The sequence below is a fragment of the Amphritea atlantica genome, from assembly GCF_024347255.1.
Classification (GTDB): Bacteria; Pseudomonadota; Gammaproteobacteria; order Pseudomonadales; family Balneatricaceae; genus Amphritea; species Amphritea atlantica.
In genome coordinates, this window is the sequence record NZ_AP025284.1 from 2,525,724 (window position 1) to 2,545,792 (window position 20,069).

Here is a 20,069-nt window from a genome sequence, read left to right on the forward strand (position 1 = left end):
TTGTTATGTGCCTCACTGTAAATTAATTTCATTTCTGGCTGACTTTATAATCTCTATATTTTTATCAAAGGGAAATTCAATTTTATGTTTTTCCCAGCGTTTTTTAGATAAATCTAATGCCTGCTCGATTGAATCAAGGAAGAAATTTGCAGAGACAATATAATCATCTGTTTCGGCGATGTCTTCTGGAACAGCAACTTGAATCATGAAGCCTTGTTCTTTTGATGAAAATCTACCAGTTCTTAAACCGGTGTGTTTTGGCTTCATGAGACTACCAGGAAAATGGAATACTACATTTAAAAAAGGCTTGGATTCATTACCTGAAAAATAACTCCAAATTTTTTTAAATGATTCATCACAAGGGAGGGTTTCAGGGCCACCCATCACAGCTCCAATCGATATCGTCATAATCTTCCTTTATTGCACATAACGCTCAAAGCAGCGGCGCGCGTTAGCGCGTCCAGCCCGAAGGGCGATGCTGCCTTTGCTTGTTATGAGTTGTTGCTGGCAATGAAAGTAATTATTTGTTTGCACCAATTATTGCCTCAATTTCAGTTTTAAGCCTGCTAATTAAAGCCCTTTCCGAATCAGTATCTTCAATAGCCCCTTGACGCTCTGCGGCGTATTGCAAACGCTGCCTAGCTATTTCCATCTTTTCTAGGATTTCTTCGGCTGATTTCGGTATCGGATTTATCCATGGCATAACCGTGTAAAAATTCTCAGCACCTTCTAGGGATAGCCTTCTGATCAATTCTACAGAGTTCATATTATTTTTGACTCATAACGCCGTGGTCACGGGACCAATGTAGTGGAACAAACATGTGGTAAAGAGAGCGCAGCGAACCAAATGTTTGTGGAACGTAATTGGTTCCCGTGCACCACATTGTTAGCCATTAGTGGCACTGTAACTCGAGCTGGAACTGGTTTTTATGTTCTGGACAACGAAAGAAGTAAACCAGCCCAACATCTCCCCACATAATATTGGCTTCATTTTCTGAATCTATCTGGGCGTAAAATATCATTTGTGAATTGCATTCAGGACAGACAGGTCCAGCTTCACCTTGAACAAAACGAGGATAACCACCTAAAAGCGTTGCATAGTCATTTAAGCACCCAGCTCTCTCTACAGCTTCCTCATACTCTTCCCAAGGCGAATCATCATTGATCTTGCAACATAGATCACTTAGTTCATCGGATGCAGAATCAAGACCTTCCCAGTCAGGGAGAACTTCAACTGGAGAGGTTATTACCTTACAAGGCGTGGGCGCGAACTCATCATTCGAAGCTCGCGCTATGTTTACAATTTTGCTACTTGAAGGCTCATCGTACAGCCTTACCAACCATTGACCCTTTTCTTCATCGCCGAGGCCCCATGGAAAGCACTCATTGCAATAATAGAAAACGAAGAGCTGCTGTTCTATTTCATCGTGAATTTGGTTAATAAAAGTTAGCTCTTTCTTACAGGTTGGGCACGAGGGCCAAGTGTCTCCTGCCTCAGCGTAGGGCGATCCACCAAACTTAGTGTGGCAGGAAGCAGCTAAAGCTGCGTCATTAGCTCTTGGTTCTAGTTTTATTGCCTTTTTAACCAAAGGTTTTAACAAGCTATCCAGTTTTTCTTTACTCATATCTCTCCCTGGTATTGGCTAACGCCCGGCTCACCGAGCAAATTTTTGATGGCGGCTTTTGTGCGTATTTTTGCACAAAAGGTGACAGCGAAAATTTGTCCGGTGCAGCCGTTTGTTATGCCTTGATTCCAAGGACTTCTCTAAGTCTAATAGCATTGGCACAATTTCCGTTTATGTGTTTTTTGCCGTTTTCAATAAATGGCAGTTGTTGCCAATCTTCACCGCCAACGCAACCTACGAGGCTACTTTCAAAAACGAAGTCTTTGAAGTTTTTTGCTAGCTCGACTCCGTGCCCATCACCATCATCATGGCTTAAATAGACAACAGGTTCCGCTTCAGGGGAAGACAAATCAATTGCCAAATAATCGCCGTTTCCTACCTCATGAAACGCAAGCTTGTTGTGCCAAACAACATCATATGGGTCTTCTTTGTTTGGAAAACACTCTTCGACCCAACCATTCTTAGATTCATTGAAATCATAGAGCCAATCTAGTGACCAATGCCTGTCACCCGAGAAAATCTCCGACAATTCGCCTTCGAGCTCAAATTTATCAGGAAGAAACCAGCGGTACTCAACTTTTCTTGAGAAGTTAAGCAGAACCTCTTTCAGCGACTTAGGCAAAGGAAAACCTAGCTTTTCCTCTAAGGCAGCAATCTCTTTTTCAGTTGCTGGTTCTTCTATAGTGAAGGCTTGGATATCACCTCCGATAGCTTTTACTGCATTGGCGAAGGTTTTCCAGTTGTCTATGATTTCGCTATATTCCATGATTCACTCTTCTGAGGCATAACGCCTACATTTGCGGCTGGTTTGGAGCGCAGCGGAAAACCGGTCCGCCAACATGTACTTGTTAGGCAATTTCATTCACTCCACTTGGCCTTAATGTGTTTTCCCGAGCCTTTTCCAAAGCTCTTTCGATCGAGCATTTTGGCTTTAAACTCGAAGTCTTTGCTGATTTTCACAATTAGAAGTTTGCTGAAATTACCGGCCCGCTTAACTAGCACAGAATTGTCGGTCTTAAATGGGCTAATTGTTTTTATTTCGACAAAATCATTTCCTAATTTGCCGTCGGAGCCTTGTGTATACGGTTTATGTCTTTTGATTCCGTATTTCGCTTCACCATATAGCTCGCCAAGCTCTCCATAAATTGGCAGATGCCGACCTGTTACTTCGAAGTAATTTCGGGCGCTTTCAATCAATTCACCTAGCAACTCCCAAAGCTCTAGAGTTGTTGGGTTCTTTGGCCCACTATCAGAATCCCAGCCCGCTTCATCGTCAATAAACTCTTCGATGTTATCCCAATCGCCATGCTCCCAAGGGTTATATCCACAAGCAGCAGCATCCGCTATCTGCTCTGGGCTATAGCCCTCATTATGCATGTCGTGCAGAAAGTCCCAGTCGCTCATATGTTCCTCTTGCCTAACGCCTCGCCTCATCGGGCGAGCGGTAGCGAGTTCCGATGCAGGCGCTTGTTAGCACATAACTCGTCACAAATTAAATAGCATATCTCGTAGCCTGTTCAATATCCCCGCTTTTTGCAGTGTACTCTGAGAACCAATGTATTCGTTCATTTGGCCAACCAATTCCTCATCATTAACAAATTCGTCATCCACGCCGAACTCATGAAAGTAACGGTTTAACTTACAAGCACCAATGGTAAATGCACCTTTTGCGCTTCTATCGATATATACACGACCTTTTTTCAAGATGTGCTCATCATAATTATCAAACAATGGATGGACTATTTTGAAAGCACCTGAAGATCTCGGGTATAGATTAACGTTACCCGAAAACGTATCAACCGCTTCATTCATAACCTCTTGATTTCTTTTAATTTCATTGCAATCAGCACAGATAACACAAAGGTTTTTTGGTTCAAACATAAAAGATAAATACAAAGACTTGGGAGCTATATGCTCAACATGAGCGTTGCTTGCAGATCTTAGAGATACATCACCTTTACAATAAGCGCAAATTCCCCTCTGTTCGGTTCTGTAAAAACTTCTAATTTTACTGCGAATAGGCAATAATTCGTTTGCACCCCAGTCCGAATGAGAGAAAGTATCTAATTGACGTTTACTTTCGATGAGTGCGTTATCATCTCCGCTGAAACAAATTATATTATTAATAAGAGGCATAGTGTTTAACTATCTCCTCTACCGCTTTAACAAGTTCTAAGGTTGGATCATCGCGGCTAATTGCGTTACATAATGCCAACAATTTATCCAACTCCTGAACCTCATTCTTACCAGCCGCTTTCCTACTCTTTATTTTGGATAGCAGAGAAAATGCCAGCCTAGTTATATATTCATTTCTTGAGCCTGGGGCATCAAAAAGTTCTGCTAACTGAAAATCAGAAGATCTATCATTGAAATACGACGATGGGAATATTTCGTTCTTTGTTAACGAAGTTACAAAACAATTTTTCCCCTCTAACTGAGAAACTATCTGAGGCGAATGTGTTGCAATAAAGAACTGACAAGATCGATATTGAGAAAATGTTCTGATTAATAAAGACATAAACTCTTCTTGCCACTTTGGATGCAGACTAATCTCAGGCTCATCTATAAATATCAATGAAGAATCATTTATATGCCCGGCAATACCCAACATCATAACCAGCATACATTGTTCCCCAGAGCTGGCGCGACGCAAAGACATATCACCATACTCTCTCTTATGTAACTTCATATCCATAAGACGAATCAAATCATAATTTAGAAGAATATTAATAGACTCTAAAAACCCAATATTGTGGAAGACTTCCTTATTAATACTAAATGCTTCACCATGATAAAAATCTATATCAACTGATATCGCTTTTTCATAAATAAAGAGATCACCCAAGTCATCTAATGCCTTTCTTATTTCGTAGACATCCTTTTCATTTACTTCGTTTAAACTTTCCAAGGCTCTCGGTCCAACTTCGATACCAAGATCTTTGAGCCATGCAATCTCGAAGCTATTTATTTCTGAACTTATTCTATCTACTTTAATTGAGTGCTTATCTAATCTGAAATTCGGTTTAAATATGAGCCGCGCTTCTGGAAGAAACCCTAAAGTGTGGAATACATCTTTTAGCCTGTCATAACCTTCGTTTTTGAGAAACCTTTCCAGTATTCCCTTTGTGGCAGAAGATATTAGCGAAATCGATGAGATCCCATAGGGCCCGCCAGATCTCATTCCAATATATCTATAATTTGTTCTAACAACAGATTCTTTTATTCGATTCTTCGGCGGCAACTTAAATTTATCAAATGGGCTTGTTGATACAGCAATGACACGACGTTCGTTTCTGTTATATGAATCAAAGTCATTGAGGTATTCATAACCTTGAGGTGCTTGGTCAGTTCTCACAAATTCACTAACCATGTTTGATAGCAAACGACTTTTACCTACACCATTCTTTCCTACGATGACAGTAAAAGTGTTCTCATAGTAATCGCTCTCATACGGGATAGTTAAGGGAACCATCCTTTTCTCGTGCTTGAACTCCGTTATTGGAGAAATATCCATTGTATTCTTTCTCATCGCTAAATGTATGGATCACATAGGGTGCTAACGCCCCAATCACCGGGCCAGCGGACTGGAGCAATTTTTGTGGTAAAATGGAGCGTAGCGACACCACAAATAATTGCGCAACGTAGCCTGGCTCCGCGTGCATTGGATTGTTATACATTTGCCGCCTTTTTGGGCTGATTTTGTAGAAACAAAACCAAGTTCCTAACAGAAGTAACCTGGTTGAAATATGGATTCCGTTCTGGGTTACCTGTTTCAATACCCATTCTATCTGCTACAGCCCAATATATATCATCTAAGTCATCAGGGTCTAAATTATAGGTTTCAGCAAACAAATCATCAGATGAGATTGGAAAAGGTTTACCATCATACTCACCCAAGTAAGACTGAACTTCATTCCACACTTCGCGCATGATCTTCGTATCGGTATTTCGGTAATCGAAAGATCTAGCGTAAGCGCAAATATTCGGACCTCCACGCTCACGAGCTATTTTACGCATTCTATAGTAGTCAAACACCATATAGAGTGATCCGACAGCAACAAGAAAAAGAATCAAGTACAGTGCTACCATTTCTCACCTATGTATAACGCCCGCGTAATAGGCGCGAGCTTGCGAGCGTCCTTATTGACGCGTTTGTTATATTTTTTCAGGCTAAACTCTTTGCGAGAGTTTCAAGATCATCAACGACGGCTGTCAGCCCCAGTGGGTTAGTCGGATGTTCATACATGTGCATCACATGACTACTCCTGTTGTCTAAGACAGCCTTCGGCAATCTACGCTCAAGCTCATCTCTGATTAGTATGGCGTCAATCTTATGTTTAGAATCGTAAAAACTCATTAATCTTCTAGTGGGTTCTCGGTCCAGTTCGTTAAATTTATTCCACGCCAAACTCTTTTCTTCCTCAGAAGTAGACATACGCACTGCCTCCATTCTTTTCATAGATAGCTGATCGCTGTGTATCCTTTCTTGAGCAATCATTTCTCTAAGTTCACTTACGATATCCAAAGCAAGTTCGCGTAGCTCCATATTACTCAACCTACTATGCTTGGTCGCAATACTTGTAGTTGACTCCGAAGATCTAACAGCTTCGATTACCTCTTCTTCGGCGCCAAAAAGCTTCAACAGACTAGATAAGCTAATCATGTGAAAAGATTTACCTTTAGACTTTTCCCTGTACTCATCAACGAGCTCGAATCTTGGGTATAGTGGCTTTTTGCCACTCTTATGCCACCAGTCCTGTTTTTCATCTCCGGTTACAAAGACGAGGTGACAAGCTTTTTCCTCGGCAAGCTTTAGTATTTCGTACCAGATTAATAGATCACCAGCTTGGTTCTCCTCTTTTCCACTATCCTTGTATCCTGGGGGAATGCGTAAAGTGTTTCTGCGCTCCAAATCTTTTGCAACCACATCATCTTTTATAAATCTATCATCAAGGACTCTATCTTTTAAAACCTCGTGATACATTTGGCTTACAGGATCATCCCATCCCCACGTTTGAATTACTTTTATAGTTTTCTTAATCTCGTCATTGTATTTTGATATTTGCGCCTTAAGATTTTCTTCCTGCTCTTCTAGCGATTTAAACTCGTCAAGCTCACTAAGCAAGGGATGCGCACCAACAAACTGGTAATTTTGATTTAGCTTCTTTTGTAGTGACTCGTTCATGTCAGAAAGCTTTTTGGCTCTATTATCTAAAAACTCTCTAACCGCTTGAGCCGGCAAAAACAGTTTGTCACTAGCAACTAAGGTTTCATAGATCTTCTTTATAGCGGCTAGACTTTTAACTCCCGTTGTAAATGGAAGCAATAGAACATTTGTATCAACTACAAAAAGAGAATCTTCCTTTATGTCTTCAACAGACTGAAGTTTAAAAGTGAACGCATCTGCTGGGCTTATGAATACGCTTCTTTTTCTGAACCTTAAGTCTTCTTCCAATGTAGGATTCTCCTAGAAATATAACAGTAAATTATAGTGCCCTTTGGCACTATAACTCCCAGGCACTATAATTCTGGAAATTCGATAGACCAAAATTCACATTTATTTTATATATCAGCAGGTTAGCAATAATCACGAAAGGCAGTTTACAGAATTATAGTGCCTGTAGAGGCTGCATCCATGCCAATAACATTGGCCTGATCATAATACCTCTTTCAGTTAAATCAAAGAGTTAGTTCAATATTTTCAGTGTTCAAGGGAAAGGGGGTCCCCTGAATTGGGATAATTGACATATAAGCACCCGCACACTACTGTATATAAAAACAGTAAAAGAGATTCTGTCATGGATGACATTAGACACAAGATACCCAACAAGCCCACTCGCTTTATGGTGCAGCTTCGCCAACATATCCGCATAAATGGCCTGGCCTATCGAACTGAACAAACGTATGTTCACTGGATCAAACGGTTCATCTACTTTCACAACAAACAACATCCCAAAGATATGGATGCAATACATATTGAAGCATTTTTAAATGACCTTGCTATCAATAAACATTGCTCTGTAAGCACACAAAAAATCGCATTAAATGCCCTGATGTACCTATACCGTAAGTTTCTGGCTGTTGAAGTATCTCATCTTAGTTTCTCCCCGGCTCGCACTCATCGGAGGTTGCCCGTTGTCTATAGCAGAGCAGAAGTCTCTTCTATTCTTTCAAACCTAAAAGGGGTTCACAGGCTTCAGGTAGAACTGATGTATGGCACAGGTTTACGTAGCGCCGAACTACTGTCTCTCAGAGTTAAGGATATAGACTTCGAAAGTAACAATATTTTTGTCCGCGCTGGCAAGGGAGATAAAGACAGAACAACGATGCTACCCCAAAGACTCATCCCAGCACTTAAAAATCAGATAACAGAAGTTGAGCATCTCCATCAATCGGATATTGCCCAGGGATTTGGAGAGGTTTATATGCCTTACGCTCTCGACAGAAAATACCCGGGCGCGGCCAGAGAAACAGCATGGCAGTATCTCTTTCCTTCAAGCCAAATTGGCCGTGATCCTCGCACAGGAATTCTTCGGCGTCATCATCTTCACCCTTCCGCATTACGAAAGCAGGTAACTCGGGCTGTCAAAGCAGCAGGGATTAACAAACCAGCTAAAACCCATAGCTTTCGACACAGTTTTGCAACTCACCTCTTAGAGTCAGGCTATGATATTCGCACAATTCAGGTATTGCTGGGCCATTCCGATGTAACAACTACCCAAATTTATACTCATGTAGTAAATCGTGGAGGAAACGGCGTCATCAGCCCATCAGACAGGCTATAAAAACTTAAATTAAGAATACAGAACAGGCATATTCTCATTAAAGGGTTCAAAGCCCTTTATTTCGTCAATAGTTATCTTCGACATACCTGTTCTACAGTTCCAGACACGCATTAAAAAGGTTCTTCGCGTGTTATGGAGAAGGATGTAGAAAGTGTTGATAACTTTCCGGTTTAAGTCTGGTAAGTGCGCTCTCCAGATATGTAAAATCTCTGCCAAGCGATCTTTTGTAGGCAGTAAAAGCTGAGCTCCTGACGTTGTAGGATACGGCTCCATAACCGGTGGGCGGAGGTCTTGAAAAGTATAAGGAAATGTATCCAAAGGTCACACAGAAGACACGGAGTAACACTATTTATAAGGATTTCTCTGTGCTCTCCGTGTCCTCTGTGGTGAGTTTCTTTCAGGCTGTTGTATCGCTCCACAGAATATCAAATATGCTGGCATCCTTTCCCGATAAAGCGCGATGAATCTAAAAAAAGCCGATGCTTCCGCACCGGCCTTTTATTAACTGATCAGCTACGTCTGACTACTCATCAGCCATCTCAACGTTATGGTAGATATCCTGAACATCTTCCACATCGTTGAGCAGCTCAAGGAACTTCTCAAACTGCTCAAGGTCTTCACCCGCCAGCTCGGTATAAGTCTGTGGGATGAAGGTAATCTCCTCCACTTCCATTTCCAGATCCGGGTACGCTTCAGTCAGAGCCGTTTTAGTTTTGAAGAAGTCAGTATGGGGCGCGTAGACGGTGATGTTGCCATCTTCACTCTCGATTTCAGCCACATCAACATCTGCTTCCATCAGCAACTCAAGGATCTCATCCTCGTCGTCATGGGGAAATACAAACACGGCACGGTGATCAAACATATGTGCAACGGTGCCCTGACCGCCCAGTTTTGCTTTACCCTTATTGAAAGCAACACGGACATCACCAAAAGTGCGGTTATTGTTATCGGTAAGACAATCAGCGATGACCATGCATCCGCCTGGGCCAAAACCCTCGTAGCGCGTAGGAACGAAATCCTCTCCTCCACCGCCTGCGGCTTTATCAATCGCCTTTTCGATAACATGCGCCGGCACCTGATCTTTTTTCGCTTTCTCGATAATACGACGCAGCGACAGGTTACCCTCAGGATCTACGCCACCATTTTTAGCGACAACATAGATCTCCTTACCATATTTAGCATACAGTTTGGATTTAGCTCCCTGAGTCTTAGCCATGGAAGCCTTACGAACTTCAAACTTTCTTCCCATTGGAAAATCTCTTTCTTACATTAAGACAGGGGCTCATTTTAATCGCTCGCCCGTCTAAGCTCTAGTGTGTGAATCCTGATTGTTAACAAATAGATCAGTTAACAGGGGATTAGTTGATCAGGATACAAAAAACGCGCCGTGGGCGCGTCTTTACATATCACTGAATAAACTCAGTCTTCGGCAGCCGCTTTCGGTGCTTCGAGATTTTCATAGATAAGGATCGGGTCGGACTCGCCGTTGATCACGCCCTCATCAATAACAACCTTGGAGATTCCCTTCTGAGATGGCAGGCTGTACATAATGTCCAGCAAGTTCTCTTCCAGAATGGAGCGCAGCCCCCGGGCACCGGTCTTTCTTTCAAGCGCCTTGGTCGCAACGGCTTTCAGCGCATCTTCGCGGAAATCCAGATCAGCGCCTTCCATACCGAACAGCGCTGAATATTGCTTCGTCAGCGAGTTTTTCGGCTCGGTCAGAATCTGAATCAGGGCATCCTCATCCAGCTCAGTCAGCGTCGCTATCATTGGCAGACGTCCGACAAACTCAGGGATCAGACCATACTTCACCAGATCTTCAGACTCCAGGTCGGCCAGCACATCGGTAATCTTGCGGGTCTCTTCCTTACTGACAACGGCCGCATTGAAGCCGATTGAGCTCTTTTCACTACGGTGTTTGATCACCTGATCCAGACCAGCAAATGCGCCACCACAGATAAACAGGATATTGGAGGTATCAACCTGCAAAAACTCCTGCTGTGGATGCTTACGACCACCCTGAGGCGGTACTGAAGCCACGGTGCCTTCAATCAGTTTCAGCAAGGCCTGCTGAACCCCTTCACCACTGACATCGCGGGTGATAGATGGGTTATCTGATTTGCGGGAGATCTTATCGATCTCATCGATGTAGACAATACCCAGCTGGGCTTTCTCGACATCGTAATCACACTTTTGCAGCAACTTCTGAATGATGTTCTCAACATCTTCACCCACATAACCAGCTTCGGTCAGTGTTGTTGCATCGGCAATGGTGAACGGCACGTTCAGCATTCTTGCCAGCGTCTGAGCCAGCAGGGTTTTACCGCTACCGGTTGGGCCGATCAGCAGGATATTACTCTTACCCAGCTCAACATCGGTATCACCGGCGGTTTGCTGGAAACGCAGACGCTTGTAGTGATTGTATACCGCAACGGAGAGTACTTTCTTGGCCCGTTCCTGACCGATTACGTACGCATCCAGATTGTCTTTAATTTCAGCCGGAGTCGGCAGGCGATCGCCCTCTTCCTGGGCTTCTTCCGCGTCCTGAATCTCCTCTTTGATGATATCGTTACACAGATCAACACATTCATCACAGATAAATACAGACGGGCCTGCAATCAGTTTCTTAACTTCGTCCTGGCTTTTTCCACAGAAAGAGCAATACAGCAACTTGCTGTCATCGCTTCCTCCCTGTCCGTTGATATCGTCCGACATTCAACTACCTCTGTTTGTCCCGGCCATGCCCGGCCCGGACTTTTGATTTCTTTCGTGTGCCACGCACATTATAGCGGATAATGTGCACCGCTTTGAATCAAACTTCAAGTGCGGTGCTATCACGACAGGCAATACGGGACTGCTAACTGTCCCGATCACAGCCGTATTAACGGCTGCTCAGCACCTGATCGACCAGACCGTAAGCAACCGCCTGTTCGGGAGACATAAAGTTATCCCGGTCGGTATCCTTACTGATGGTCGCCATATCCTGACCGGTGTGATGAGACATAATGGTGTTCAATTTATCACGAATCGTCAGGATTTCCTGAGTGTGGATCTCGATATCCGTAGCCTGCCCCTGATAACCGCCCAAAGGCTGGTGAATCATCATCCGCGAATGCGGCAGACAATAACGCTTACCTGCGGCACCACCGGTCAGCAACAGAGCGCCCATACTGGCCGCCTGACCGATACACATAGTGCTTACATCGGGCTTGATGAACTGCATAGTGTCATAGATAGACAATCCTGCAGTGACTGAACCACCCGGTGAGTTGATATACAGGTGAATATCTTTATCCGGGTTTTCCGATTCAAGAAACAGTAACTGAGCAACCACCAGGTTAGCCATATGGTCTTCCACCTGACCCACCATGAAGATAACCCGCTCTTTGAGCAATCGAGAGTAGATGTCGTAAGAACGCTCACCACGGGCTGTCTGTTCAACAACCATGGGTACCAGACCGCTATTAGTAATTACTGTAGGGCCATTATAAAAATCCGACATTTGAATTCTCTCCTAATCCTTAACAAACACGCTTAGCGCACGTCCAGAAAAAAAAACGGCAGCCGACCTAAGCCGACAACCGTTCTTTTATAAACGCAATTAAGACGAAGGGCAATTACGCCTCTTCTGATTCTTCTTCTGCTGCGGGTGCAGCAGGCTTGATTGCGTCTTCATAGCTCAGCTCGGTTTCGCTTACCTTAGCAGAATCCAGCAGCAGATCCATCACCTGATCTTCCAGAACCAGATTGTTAATCTGATTCAGCATCTCCTGGTTGCTGTAGTACCAGTCGATCACCTGCTGAGGCTCCTGATAAGTCGCAGCCAGCTCTTCAACAGTGGTGCGGACACGATCTTCGTCAACCTTCAGTTCGTTTGCTTTGATCACTTCAGCGACCAGCAAACCAACCTTAACACGCTTTTCAGCCTGTTCTGCAAACATCTCTTTAGGCAGCATGTTAGGATCGATATTGGCATTCTCGCCACCAAACTGCTGGATAGCCTGACGACGCATTGCATCGATCTCGCCATCAATCAGGGCAGCAGGTACATCAATGGCGTTGATCTCTACCAGCTTACCGAATACTGCTTCTTTCAGCTTGGATTTCAGCGCCTGAGTCAGTTCGCGCTCCATGTTCTTGCGCACTTCAACTTTGAAGCTGTCAACGGTCTTCTCTTCGATACCAAACTTAGCAAAGAACTCTTCGTTCAGTTCTGGCAGCACCTGAGCAGAAACCTTGTTCACTTTAACGTTGAACTTAGCATCTTTACCTTTCAGGTTTTCAGCGTGGTATTCCTCAGGGAAAGTAACATTAACCTCTTTCTCGTCACCCACCTTAGCGCCTTCCAGCTGGGCCTCGAAACCAGGAATCATCGTGTTGGAACCCAGCACCAGATCCATACCGGTTGCGGTGCCGCCATCGAAAGCCTCACCATCGATAAAACCTTCGAAGTCGATGTTCAGCTGGTCGCCTTCAGCCGCAGCTTTATCAGCCTCTTCAAAAGCAGCTTGCTGCTTCTGCAGAGTTTCAATCATCTGATCCAGATCAGCATCTTTAACCTCAGCGGAGTTTTTAATAATCTCAACGCTGGAGAAGTCAGCCAGAGCGATCTCCGGGTATACTTCAAACGTAGCTGTGTATGAGAAATCCTCACCCTCTTTGTCGTTTTTAAATTCGACATTCGGGCCACCGGCAGGGGTCAGGTTTTCCTGCTGAATCGCTTCATAAAAGCTCTGCTGCACAACTTCCCCGATCACTTCCTGACGGATGCCCTGGCCGTAGCGTTTTTTAACCACTTTAACCGGCACTTTACCAGGACGGAAACCGTCCAGACGAACAGTACGGGCTGTCTGCTGAACACGCTTAGCTACATCGCCGTCTACACGATCAGCAGGTACGACAACAGTCAGCTGACGCTCAAGACCAGTAGTGGTTTCTACGGATACTTGCATGGAATTCCTCACAAAATTATTTGTATCGTTACAAATCTGAAAATTGACCCGCTGCTTACCCTCATGCTTCAGCACAAAGCCCGTAACAACAGGTGCCAGAATTTCTAAAGGCGGAAATTGTCCGGGAAGCGGCACTATTAGTCAAGTGAAAAGCGTTGAATATCAACGTACACAGAACAAACTGCTAACAGATTGAAATAGTTTTAAATACAGGAAAGAAAACAGGAATAGATAAACAGGGGAAATGGGGTGGACGATGGGGCTTGAACCCACGACCGCCGGAATCACAATCCGGAGCTCTACCAACTGAGCTACGCCCACCACAGGCATATTGATTGAGAAAGTCATTGGTGCGAGTGGGGAGACTCGAACTCCCACACCGTAAGATACTGGTACCTAAAACCAGCGCGTCTACCAATTCCGCCACACTCGCAAAACTTTCTTTTGCCATCTGTTTTCTGGTATCAGCGTACCATGAATCCGATGACTCTGTATTGGGGTGGACGATGGGGCTTGAACCCACGACCGCCGGAATCACAATCCGGAGCTCTACCAACTGAGCTACGCCCACCATTGCAATACAGCTTTCTGTCAGACCTTTTTGGCGCGCCCGGCAGGGGTCGAACCTGCAACCGCTCGCTTAGAAGGCGAGTGCTCTATCCATTGAGCTACGGGCGCCTGACACTGCCCGACCTTGTTAGAAGCACTATCTGCAACCAGGTGCGTCATGACCCTCCCTTCAAGGTGGTGCGCATAATATATATCGCTTTATACCCCGTCAACACCCTTTTTTAAAATTTTAACAAAATAAACCACTTAGCAATTTTCTGCTATTACGACCCACAAACACAATCGCTCCATTAAAAACCGGTTTTCAGTCGCCTGCCCGGGCCTGCCTTCAATAACCACTGAGGAACAAAGTCTGCCCGGCGGATTTCCCCTTGGAGGATAGGGGCAACCATGAGACAATCCGCGCCATCAAAAAATGACTGAGGAAAACATTCGTAAGATGAGCGCTCAGATAATTGACGGCAAACAGATTGCCCAAAATGTTCGCGAACAGGTTGCCGCTGGGGTAAAAGCCCGCATTGATCAGGGCAAACGCCCCCCCAGTCTGGCAGTAGTACTGGTAGGCTTCGACCCCGCCTCGCAGGTTTATGTCAGAAACAAGAAGAATGCGTGTAAAGAGGTCGGCATTGAGTCCGTCTCTTACGACCTGCCCGCCGAAACCACGCAGCAACAACTGCTTGATCTGGTCGATGAGCTGAACAGCGATCCTAAGATTGACGGCATACTGGTCCAGCTCCCTCTGCCAGACCATCTGGAAGCCAATGAGATTCTTGAGCGAATCCGCCCCGAAAAGGATGTCGATGGCTTCCATCCGTTCAATTTAGGCCGCCTTGCTCAGCGACTCCCAGCACTTCGCCCCTGCACCCCGAAGGGGGTCATCACACTGCTGCAATCAACAGGTGAACCGATACGGGGTAAAGATGCCGTCATTGTGGGGGCTTCTAATATCGTTGGCCGCCCCATGACACTTGAGCTACTGCTGGCAGGCTGCACGACAACCACAACCCATCGTTTTACTCAGGACCTGGCCAGCCATGTGCAGCGGGCGGATATTGTCGTTGTCGGGGTTGGTATTCCAGGCCTGGTTAAGGGTGAATGGATAAAACCGGGAGCGATAGTTATCGATGTTGGCATCAACCGCCTGGAAGATGGCCGTCTGGTAGGCGATGTTGAATACGATATTGCTGCGCAACGGGCTGGCTGGATTACCCCCGTACCCGGCGGCGTTGGCCCTATGACCGTCGCCACTCTGATGGAAAACACACTGGAAGCTGCAAATAACCACAGCTGAGTCCAATCGCTTTGAAAAAGGCCTTTTATCCTCCCAGTGGAGACCATAAAAGGCCTTTTTTTATTGGGCTGATGCAACATTAACCTCAGGCCTGGGAAAAATCAGCAAACAGATCAAACATTAACGGAACCAACAGCATCCGTTTACATCACTATATTCAGGAAATTTTCAGGTTAGTATGCCACTATCTTTTGGCAACAACCGTTAACAACCGTTTTTGGCAACAATCTTTTACACACTAGCGACACAATTTAATACACCGGTCTGACACCGGAAACACCGCCACCCATGCTGAGCAAATCTGTTTATGAATAGTAAAAAAATCATCCTGATCGTTGTCATTGCCGCCCTGATCAGCGCGTTCTTCCTGCTGGACCTGGGCAGCTACCTGAATCTTGGCTATGTGAAATCGCAACAGGACAGTTTACAAAGCTGGGTAGCCAATAACCGCCTGGCAGCGCTTGCCGCGTTTATGCTGATCTACACCGTTGTCACCGCCCTGTCTCTTCCCGGTGCGGCGGTTATGACACTGCTCGGCGGCGCGATCTTCGGCCTGTTTACCGGTTTACTGCTGGTCTCATTTGCCAGCTCAATCGGTGCGACCCTGGCGTTTCTGATCTCCCGGTATCTGTTACGGGAACCATTGACCAACAAGTTTTCAAAATATATCGATCCGATCAACCGGGGGATTGAAAAGGACGGGATATCCTACCTGTTCACCCTTCGTCTGGTGCCGCTGTTCCCGTTTTTTGTTATCAATGCGGTTATGGGGATGACCCGGATGAAAGCGGGCACCTTCTATTGGGTCAGTCAGTTAGGGATGTTGCCTGGCACCGCTGTTTTCGTCAATGCGGGTACTCAGCTTGCGGCCATTGAACAACCCGGGGATATTCTCTCCCCCAGCCTGATCCTCTCTTTCTGTTTATTAGGCGCCTTCCCGTGGATCGCAAAATCCATTGCCGATGCGGTCAAACAGCGGCGCGTTTACACCGGGTTTAACAAGCCGAAGAAATTCGACACGAATATGGTGGTGATAGGTGCTGGAGCTGGCGGGCTGGTAACCTCCTATATTGCGGCGGCAACCAGGGCAAAAGTCACCCTGATAGAACGTCATAAGATGGGAGGTGACTGCCTCAATACAGGCTGCGTGCCTTCAAAAGCCCTGATCCGCACCACCCACTTCCTCGCAGATATACGTGACGCTGAACAGCTTGGCATCCGAAAAGCGGCTGTCGAATACGACTTCGCGGAGGTTATGGAGCGGGTGCAACGGATAATACAGACCATCGAACCCCATGACTCCATCGCACGTTATGAATCACTCGGGGTCGACTGCGTTACCGGAGAGGCGTTTATTCGCAGCCCGTGGGAGGTTGAAGTTAACGGCAAAACCATCACCACCCGGAACATCGTGATTGCAACCGGAGCCCGCCCGACAATCCCTCAGATCCCCGGCATTGACAAGGTCGATCCACTGACGTCGGATACCGTATGGGGACTGCGTCAGCGCCCTGAGCGATTGCTGATACTTGGCGCAGGCGCTATCGGTTGTGAACTGGGACAGTGTTTTGCCCGACTGGGTAGCACAGTTTCAATCCTCTTCCGGGGCAATCAGGTGCTGACCCGGGAAGACCAGGATGCCGCCGCCGTGGTCGAAAAACGCTTGATAGAGGATGGTATCAGGATCTGCTCAGGCCACACACCACTCCGCTTTGAAGTCGCCGCCAAAGGATATGAACTGGTGTGCCGCCACAATGACCAGGAAAAACGTATCGGCTTCGATAAACTGCTGGTGGCAACCGGTCGTAGTGCCAATGTCACAGGCTTTGGTCTGGAAGACCTGGGTATCACAGCCCAGCCCGGCGGCACCATTCAGGTAGATGATTATCTGCGCACTCGATTTCCCAATATACTCGCCTGCGGTGATGTCATAGGTCCCTATCAGTTCACCCACGCAGCCAGTCATCAGGCCTGGTATGCCGCTGTCAATGGACTGTTTGGTCAACTGAAACGGTTCCGCGTGGATTACCGGTTTATCCCATTTACCACCTATACCAGCCCCGAAGTGGCCCGTATCGGTCTGAATGAGAAACAGGCCATCGATAAAGGCATCGCCTATGAAGTGGTGCGCTACAACCTGGAAGAGCTGGACCGGGCGATCACAGACGAAGCGGCATACGGTTTTGTAAAAGTATTATTAAAACCCGGCAGCGATAAGATTATCGGAGTGACACTGGTGGGTGAACATGCCGCTGAGATGCTTCCCGAATTCGCCCTGGCGATGAAAAACAAACTGGGGCTGAACAAGATCCTTGGTACCCTGCATGCGTACCCTACCCTGAATGAAGCCAACCGCTTTGTTGCCGGTGAGTGGAAAAAGCAGCATGCGCCGCAAAAGGTACTTGGCTGGCTGGAGAGATTTCACAGCTGGAAACGTGGCTGACCACTCCCCCCTGAAACAACGTTCTTTAAGACCAAAAAAAGCCCTGAACTTCAGGGCTTTTAATATACAATATCAATATATTATAAGATTTATATAATGTTATTTATAACACAAGTTCTTTGGTCGTCTCATTCACCAGAATCACTTTCCGATGCGGGAACGGAATCTCTATCTCATTCTCATCCAGCGCTTTCTTGATCTGCTCCGGCACAGAGTAAAGCAGATCAAAATAGTGCTCGCCTTTACAGAATGGCCGCACCAGAAAATCAACCGAGCTGTTATTCAATGTTTCGACTTCAACAAAGGGGGCTGGGTTCTTTAACACATGGGGATGGTTTGCCAATACTGCTTCGATCACTGAACGGGCAGCATCAGTACTTTCAGCATACGCCACCCCAAAGCGCATATCGACACCCCGGATATCATAGTGAGAGTGATTGATAATCTGATCACCCCAGATCTGCGAGTTAGGTACGATGATCTGCTGATTATCAAATGTCTGCAGTATCGTAGTAAACATATCGATCTCTGTCACCTTACCAAAGCGCCCTGCCGCCTCAATAAAATCATTCACTTTATAGGGACGAAAAATCAGCAGCATTACCCCGGCTGCCAGATTCGACATTGCCCCCTGTAGTGCCAGACCGACCGCCAGACCTGCCGCACCCAGTAACGCAACAATCGAAGCGGTCTGCACACCAAAGCGATTCAGTACTGCGATCATCACAAACGCAATGATCACATAGCGGGCCACGCTGCCGAGGAAACGGAACAGCGTATCATCCAGATGCTTATTCTTTTTACTGGCAGCCACAATGAGCTTATTCACCCTGCCCGCAAACCATAAGCCCAGCAGCAGGATAACAATTGCCAGAAGAATATTACTTGCCCAGTCAATCGCGACTGGAAAGTATTGGTTCATATCAATTTTTTCTAATAACTCCGACATCGTTTAATTTTCCCTTGTTTATCTTCCCTTAGGAGGCGAAATACCTGCATAACACTTCAGGCGCAAAATGCGAGTGAATAACAGTGGCGATGCGAAGTCAATCAACAGCCCCCTCTCCCTTGAAAAACGCGAGGGATGACAATGTAGAACTAAAGTAATTTAGCTGGAATATTGTTTAACGACCCTACTGTCCAGTACACTTACCTGATTACCTGAGTTAGCAATCTACAGCGCATTAATAATCTGTACTTCCCACAAAAGATCCGCCAGATAGTTATCGTGTTCAGATTAAGGACAACCTTTGAGTAGCAATCATCCTGTAAAATCCCTGTGGTTACAGCTTTGGAACGTGATTAAACCATTATCAGAGCTTAGCGATCATAAGCGCCCACTGGGGTTTCTGGCGATCTCCGCATTTTCGGTAACATTGCCGGCGCTGTTTGGTGCCTGGATCGGTCAGCTTTCAGCGGCCATGTTAGCCTGCATGGGGGGACTGGTGATTCTCTACATGCGCCAGACAGACATTTCCCGCCGAATGATGATACTGGCAACCTGCGCTTTTGGCTTTGCCCTGAGTTTTGCGTTGGGAGTTTTAACAAGCTTCAACCCATTCCTTTCCGCAGCGACCCTCACTCTGACCGCATTTCTGGTTACAACGATCTGCCGTTATTACGCTTTACCACCCCCCGGTACACTGTTTTTTATCGTAGTAGCATGTCTGGCCAGAACCCTGCCATTCGACCTTTCACTAGCGGCAGAGCGAACGGGGATTCTGATGTTCGGAGCCATGAGCGCCTGCCTGCTCGCACTCATTTACAGCGTCTACCAGGTCTTTTTTTCGAAAGATTATGTCAATCGGCCGACCGAAGCCGTGGACAATAACATCATCGCGATCACAATTGAGTCTCTGGTGATCAGTCTGTTTGTCGGTGGTGGTTATCTTCTGGCGATCATGGCGGATCTCGACAACCCGTACTGGGTGCCTATATCCACGGCAGCGATTATGCAGGGCGCCACTTTTCGGGCAATATGGCACCGCAATGTTCATCGGATAGTGGGCACAACGATTGGTATGGGAATCGCCTGGGCGATTTTTTTACTCGCCCCGGGCCCATGGGAACTGGCGCTGCTGATTTTTATACTGAGCTTTTTTATCGAGATTCTGATAACCCGGAACTATGGCCTGGCAGTGATATTTATCACCCCGCTGACGGTGATATTTGCCGATATAACCATCGCAGGATCAGACACCGGTCACCTGATGCTTTCACGCCTGCTGGATATTATTCTGGGCTGTTTGATTGGTTTCGCGGGTGGCTGGGTCATCCACCACCCTAAATTTGTCCGTTCAGTCAATAAAATACTACCCCAGAGGTAAGCTACTGATAAAAGCTAAAAACATCAGTGCTAAAAAAAGAGGCTCCTCACCGGCAGCCCCTTTGCTTAAGCCATTA

At 46.0% G+C, this 20,069-nt stretch carries 18 protein-coding genes and 4 tRNA genes; 4 read left to right on the plus strand and 18 right to left on the minus strand.

Annotation, left to right across the window (positions count from 1 at the left end; all coding sequences use genetic code 11):
- Positions 1 to 12: 12 nt before the first annotated feature.
- The 9 genes from OCU43_RS11600 to OCU43_RS11640 all read right to left on the minus strand — a co-directional run bounded on the left by OCU43_RS11600 (position 13) and on the right by OCU43_RS11640 (position 7,080).
- Positions 13 to 408, minus strand: coding sequence for a hypothetical protein (locus OCU43_RS11600; RefSeq protein ID WP_091358714.1), 396 nt, complete (start codon positions 406 to 408; stop codon positions 13 to 15).
- 112 nt (positions 409 to 520) lie between these two features.
- Entirely contained in the window at positions 521 to 766 is a 246-nt protein-coding gene (locus OCU43_RS11605) for a hypothetical protein (RefSeq protein ID WP_091358711.1), read from the minus strand.
- Between the two features lie 127 nt (positions 767 to 893).
- Positions 894 to 1,625 carry a DUF1963 domain-containing protein gene (locus tag OCU43_RS11610; protein WP_091358710.1) on the minus strand — a complete coding sequence of 244 codons (732 nt, stop codon included), beginning with the start codon at positions 1,623 to 1,625 and terminating at the stop codon, positions 894 to 896.
- A gap of 115 nt (positions 1,626 to 1,740) precedes the next feature.
- Complete coding sequence (locus OCU43_RS11615; RefSeq protein WP_091358707.1) at positions 1,741 to 2,391, minus strand: SMI1/KNR4 family protein; 651 nt, start codon at positions 2,389 to 2,391, stop codon at positions 1,741 to 1,743.
- Between the two features lie 92 nt (positions 2,392 to 2,483).
- Positions 2,484 to 3,029, minus strand: a complete 546-nt coding sequence (locus tag OCU43_RS11620) for a hypothetical protein (protein ID WP_091358706.1) — start codon at positions 3,027 to 3,029, stop codon at positions 2,484 to 2,486.
- Positions 3,030 to 3,110: 81 nt separating this feature from the next.
- Complete coding sequence (locus tag OCU43_RS11625) at positions 3,111 to 3,761, minus strand: HNH endonuclease (protein WP_091358703.1); 651 nt, start codon at positions 3,759 to 3,761, stop codon at positions 3,111 to 3,113.
- Positions 3,748 to 5,139: an AAA family ATPase gene (locus OCU43_RS11630; RefSeq protein ID WP_175483529.1), complete on the minus strand. Its 1,392-nt coding sequence runs from the start codon at positions 5,137 to 5,139 to the stop codon at positions 3,748 to 3,750. The genes OCU43_RS11625 and OCU43_RS11630 overlap by 14 nt, the downstream gene beginning before the upstream one ends.
- Before the next feature lie 155 nt (positions 5,140 to 5,294).
- Positions 5,295 to 5,714 carry a hypothetical protein gene (locus OCU43_RS11635; RefSeq protein ID WP_091358700.1) on the minus strand — a complete coding sequence of 140 codons (420 nt, stop codon included), beginning with the start codon at positions 5,712 to 5,714 and terminating at the stop codon, positions 5,295 to 5,297.
- A gap of 76 nt (positions 5,715 to 5,790) precedes the next feature.
- Positions 5,791 to 7,080 (minus strand): PIN domain-containing protein, encoded by a 1,290-nt coding sequence (locus OCU43_RS11640; protein WP_091358698.1) that lies wholly within the window; start codon positions 7,078 to 7,080, stop codon positions 5,791 to 5,793.
- Between the two features lie 343 nt (positions 7,081 to 7,423).
- On the opposite strand from OCU43_RS11640, the gene OCU43_RS11645 reads away from it, so the two are divergent.
- Positions 7,424 to 8,410 carry an integron integrase gene (locus OCU43_RS11645; protein WP_091358696.1) on the plus strand — a complete coding sequence of 329 codons (987 nt, stop codon included), beginning with the start codon at positions 7,424 to 7,426 and terminating at the stop codon, positions 8,408 to 8,410.
- 523 nt (positions 8,411 to 8,933) lie between these two features.
- On the opposite strand, the gene OCU43_RS11650 is transcribed toward OCU43_RS11645, so the two are convergent.
- The 8 genes from OCU43_RS11650 to OCU43_RS11685 form a co-directional block, all read right to left on the minus strand.
- A complete protein-coding gene (locus OCU43_RS11650; RefSeq protein ID WP_091358693.1) occupies positions 8,934 to 9,659 on the minus strand; it encodes a YebC/PmpR family DNA-binding transcriptional regulator in 726 nt (241 codons plus the stop codon).
- Between the two features lie 170 nt (positions 9,660 to 9,829).
- A complete protein-coding gene (gene clpX, locus OCU43_RS11655; RefSeq protein WP_091358691.1) occupies positions 9,830 to 11,125 on the minus strand; it encodes an ATP-dependent protease ATP-binding subunit ClpX in 1,296 nt (431 codons plus the stop codon).
- A 166-nt stretch (positions 11,126 to 11,291) separates the two neighbouring features.
- Entirely contained in the window at positions 11,292 to 11,912 is a 621-nt protein-coding gene (gene clpP / locus OCU43_RS11660; protein ID WP_091358689.1) for an ATP-dependent Clp endopeptidase proteolytic subunit ClpP, read from the minus strand.
- Positions 11,913 to 12,027: 115 nt separating this feature from the next.
- Positions 12,028 to 13,362 carry a trigger factor gene (gene tig / locus OCU43_RS11665; protein WP_091358687.1) on the minus strand — a complete coding sequence of 445 codons (1,335 nt, stop codon included), beginning with the start codon at positions 13,360 to 13,362 and terminating at the stop codon, positions 12,028 to 12,030.
- Positions 13,363 to 13,607: 245 nt separating this feature from the next.
- Positions 13,608 to 13,683: transfer RNA gene (locus tag OCU43_RS11670), tRNA-His, on the minus strand.
- A gap of 27 nt (positions 13,684 to 13,710) precedes the next feature.
- A tRNA-Leu gene (locus OCU43_RS11675) sits at positions 13,711 to 13,795 on the minus strand.
- Between the two features lie 62 nt (positions 13,796 to 13,857).
- A tRNA-His gene (locus tag OCU43_RS11680) sits at positions 13,858 to 13,933 on the minus strand.
- A gap of 31 nt (positions 13,934 to 13,964) precedes the next feature.
- Positions 13,965 to 14,040: transfer RNA gene (locus OCU43_RS11685), tRNA-Arg, on the minus strand.
- A gap of 331 nt (positions 14,041 to 14,371) precedes the next feature.
- Between OCU43_RS11685 and folD the strand changes: the two genes are divergently transcribed.
- Positions 14,372 to 15,223: a bifunctional methylenetetrahydrofolate dehydrogenase/methenyltetrahydrofolate cyclohydrolase FolD gene (gene folD / locus OCU43_RS11690; protein WP_091358685.1), complete on the plus strand. Its 852-nt coding sequence runs from the start codon at positions 14,372 to 14,374 to the stop codon at positions 15,221 to 15,223.
- A 307-nt stretch (positions 15,224 to 15,530) separates the two neighbouring features.
- Positions 15,531 to 17,666 (plus strand): dihydrolipoyl dehydrogenase family protein, encoded by a 2,136-nt coding sequence (locus OCU43_RS11695; RefSeq protein ID WP_091358683.1) that lies wholly within the window; start codon positions 15,531 to 15,533, stop codon positions 17,664 to 17,666.
- A 103-nt stretch (positions 17,667 to 17,769) separates the two neighbouring features.
- Here OCU43_RS11695 and OCU43_RS11700 read toward each other — a convergent pair whose 3' ends face one another.
- The gene (locus tag OCU43_RS11700; RefSeq protein WP_091358682.1) at positions 17,770 to 18,615 is read right to left on the minus strand and encodes a mechanosensitive ion channel family protein; all 846 of its coding nucleotides are present in this window, start codon (positions 18,613 to 18,615) and stop codon (positions 17,770 to 17,772) included.
- A gap of 301 nt (positions 18,616 to 18,916) precedes the next feature.
- Here OCU43_RS11700 and OCU43_RS11705 point away from each other — a divergent pair, with 301 nt between their 5' ends.
- The gene (locus OCU43_RS11705) at positions 18,917 to 19,993 is read left to right on the plus strand and encodes an FUSC family protein (RefSeq protein ID WP_245756576.1); all 1,077 of its coding nucleotides are present in this window, start codon (positions 18,917 to 18,919) and stop codon (positions 19,991 to 19,993) included.
- The last annotated feature ends 76 nt before the right edge of the window (positions 19,994 to 20,069 follow it).

Bases quoted from the DNA above. Each gene is read 5' to 3' on its own strand.
- OCU43_RS11600 (WP_091358714.1), bottom strand. From the start codon at position 408: ATGACGATATCGATTGGAGCTGTGATGGGTGGCCCTGAAACCCTCCCT.
- OCU43_RS11605 (WP_091358711.1), bottom strand. From the start codon at position 766: ATGAACTCTGTAGAATTGATCAGAAGGCTATCCCTAGAAGGTGCTGAG.
- OCU43_RS11610 (WP_091358710.1), bottom strand. From the start codon at position 1,625: ATGAGTAAAGAAAAACTGGATAGCTTGTTAAAACCTTTGGTTAAAAAG.
- OCU43_RS11615 (WP_091358707.1), bottom strand. From the start codon at position 2,391: ATGGAATATAGCGAAATCATAGACAACTGGAAAACCTTCGCCAATGCA.
- OCU43_RS11620 (WP_091358706.1), bottom strand. From the start codon at position 3,029: ATGAGCGACTGGGACTTTCTGCACGACATGCATAATGAGGGCTATAGC.
- OCU43_RS11625 (WP_091358703.1), bottom strand. From the start codon at position 3,761: ATGCCTCTTATTAATAATATAATTTGTTTCAGCGGAGATGATAACGCA.
- OCU43_RS11630 (WP_175483529.1), bottom strand. From the start codon at position 5,139: ATGGATATTTCTCCAATAACGGAGTTCAAGCACGAGAAAAGGATGGTT.
- OCU43_RS11635 (WP_091358700.1), bottom strand. From the start codon at position 5,714: ATGGTAGCACTGTACTTGATTCTTTTTCTTGTTGCTGTCGGATCACTC.
- OCU43_RS11645 (WP_091358696.1), top strand. From the start codon at position 7,424: ATGGATGACATTAGACACAAGATACCCAACAAGCCCACTCGCTTTATG.
- OCU43_RS11650 (WP_091358693.1), bottom strand. From the start codon at position 9,659: ATGGGAAGAAAGTTTGAAGTTCGTAAGGCTTCCATGGCTAAGACTCAG.
- clpX (WP_091358691.1), bottom strand. From the start codon at position 11,125: ATGTCGGACGATATCAACGGACAGGGAGGAAGCGATGACAGCAAGTTG.
- clpP (WP_091358689.1), bottom strand. From the start codon at position 11,912: ATGTCGGATTTTTATAATGGCCCTACAGTAATTACTAATAGCGGTCTG.
- tig (WP_091358687.1), bottom strand. From the start codon at position 13,362: ATGCAAGTATCCGTAGAAACCACTACTGGTCTTGAGCGTCAGCTGACT.
- folD (WP_091358685.1), top strand. From the start codon at position 14,372: ATGAGCGCTCAGATAATTGACGGCAAACAGATTGCCCAAAATGTTCGC.
- OCU43_RS11695 (WP_091358683.1), top strand. From the start codon at position 15,531: ATGAATAGTAAAAAAATCATCCTGATCGTTGTCATTGCCGCCCTGATC.
- OCU43_RS11700 (WP_091358682.1), bottom strand. From the start codon at position 18,615: ATGTCGGAGTTATTAGAAAAAATTGATATGAACCAATACTTTCCAGTC.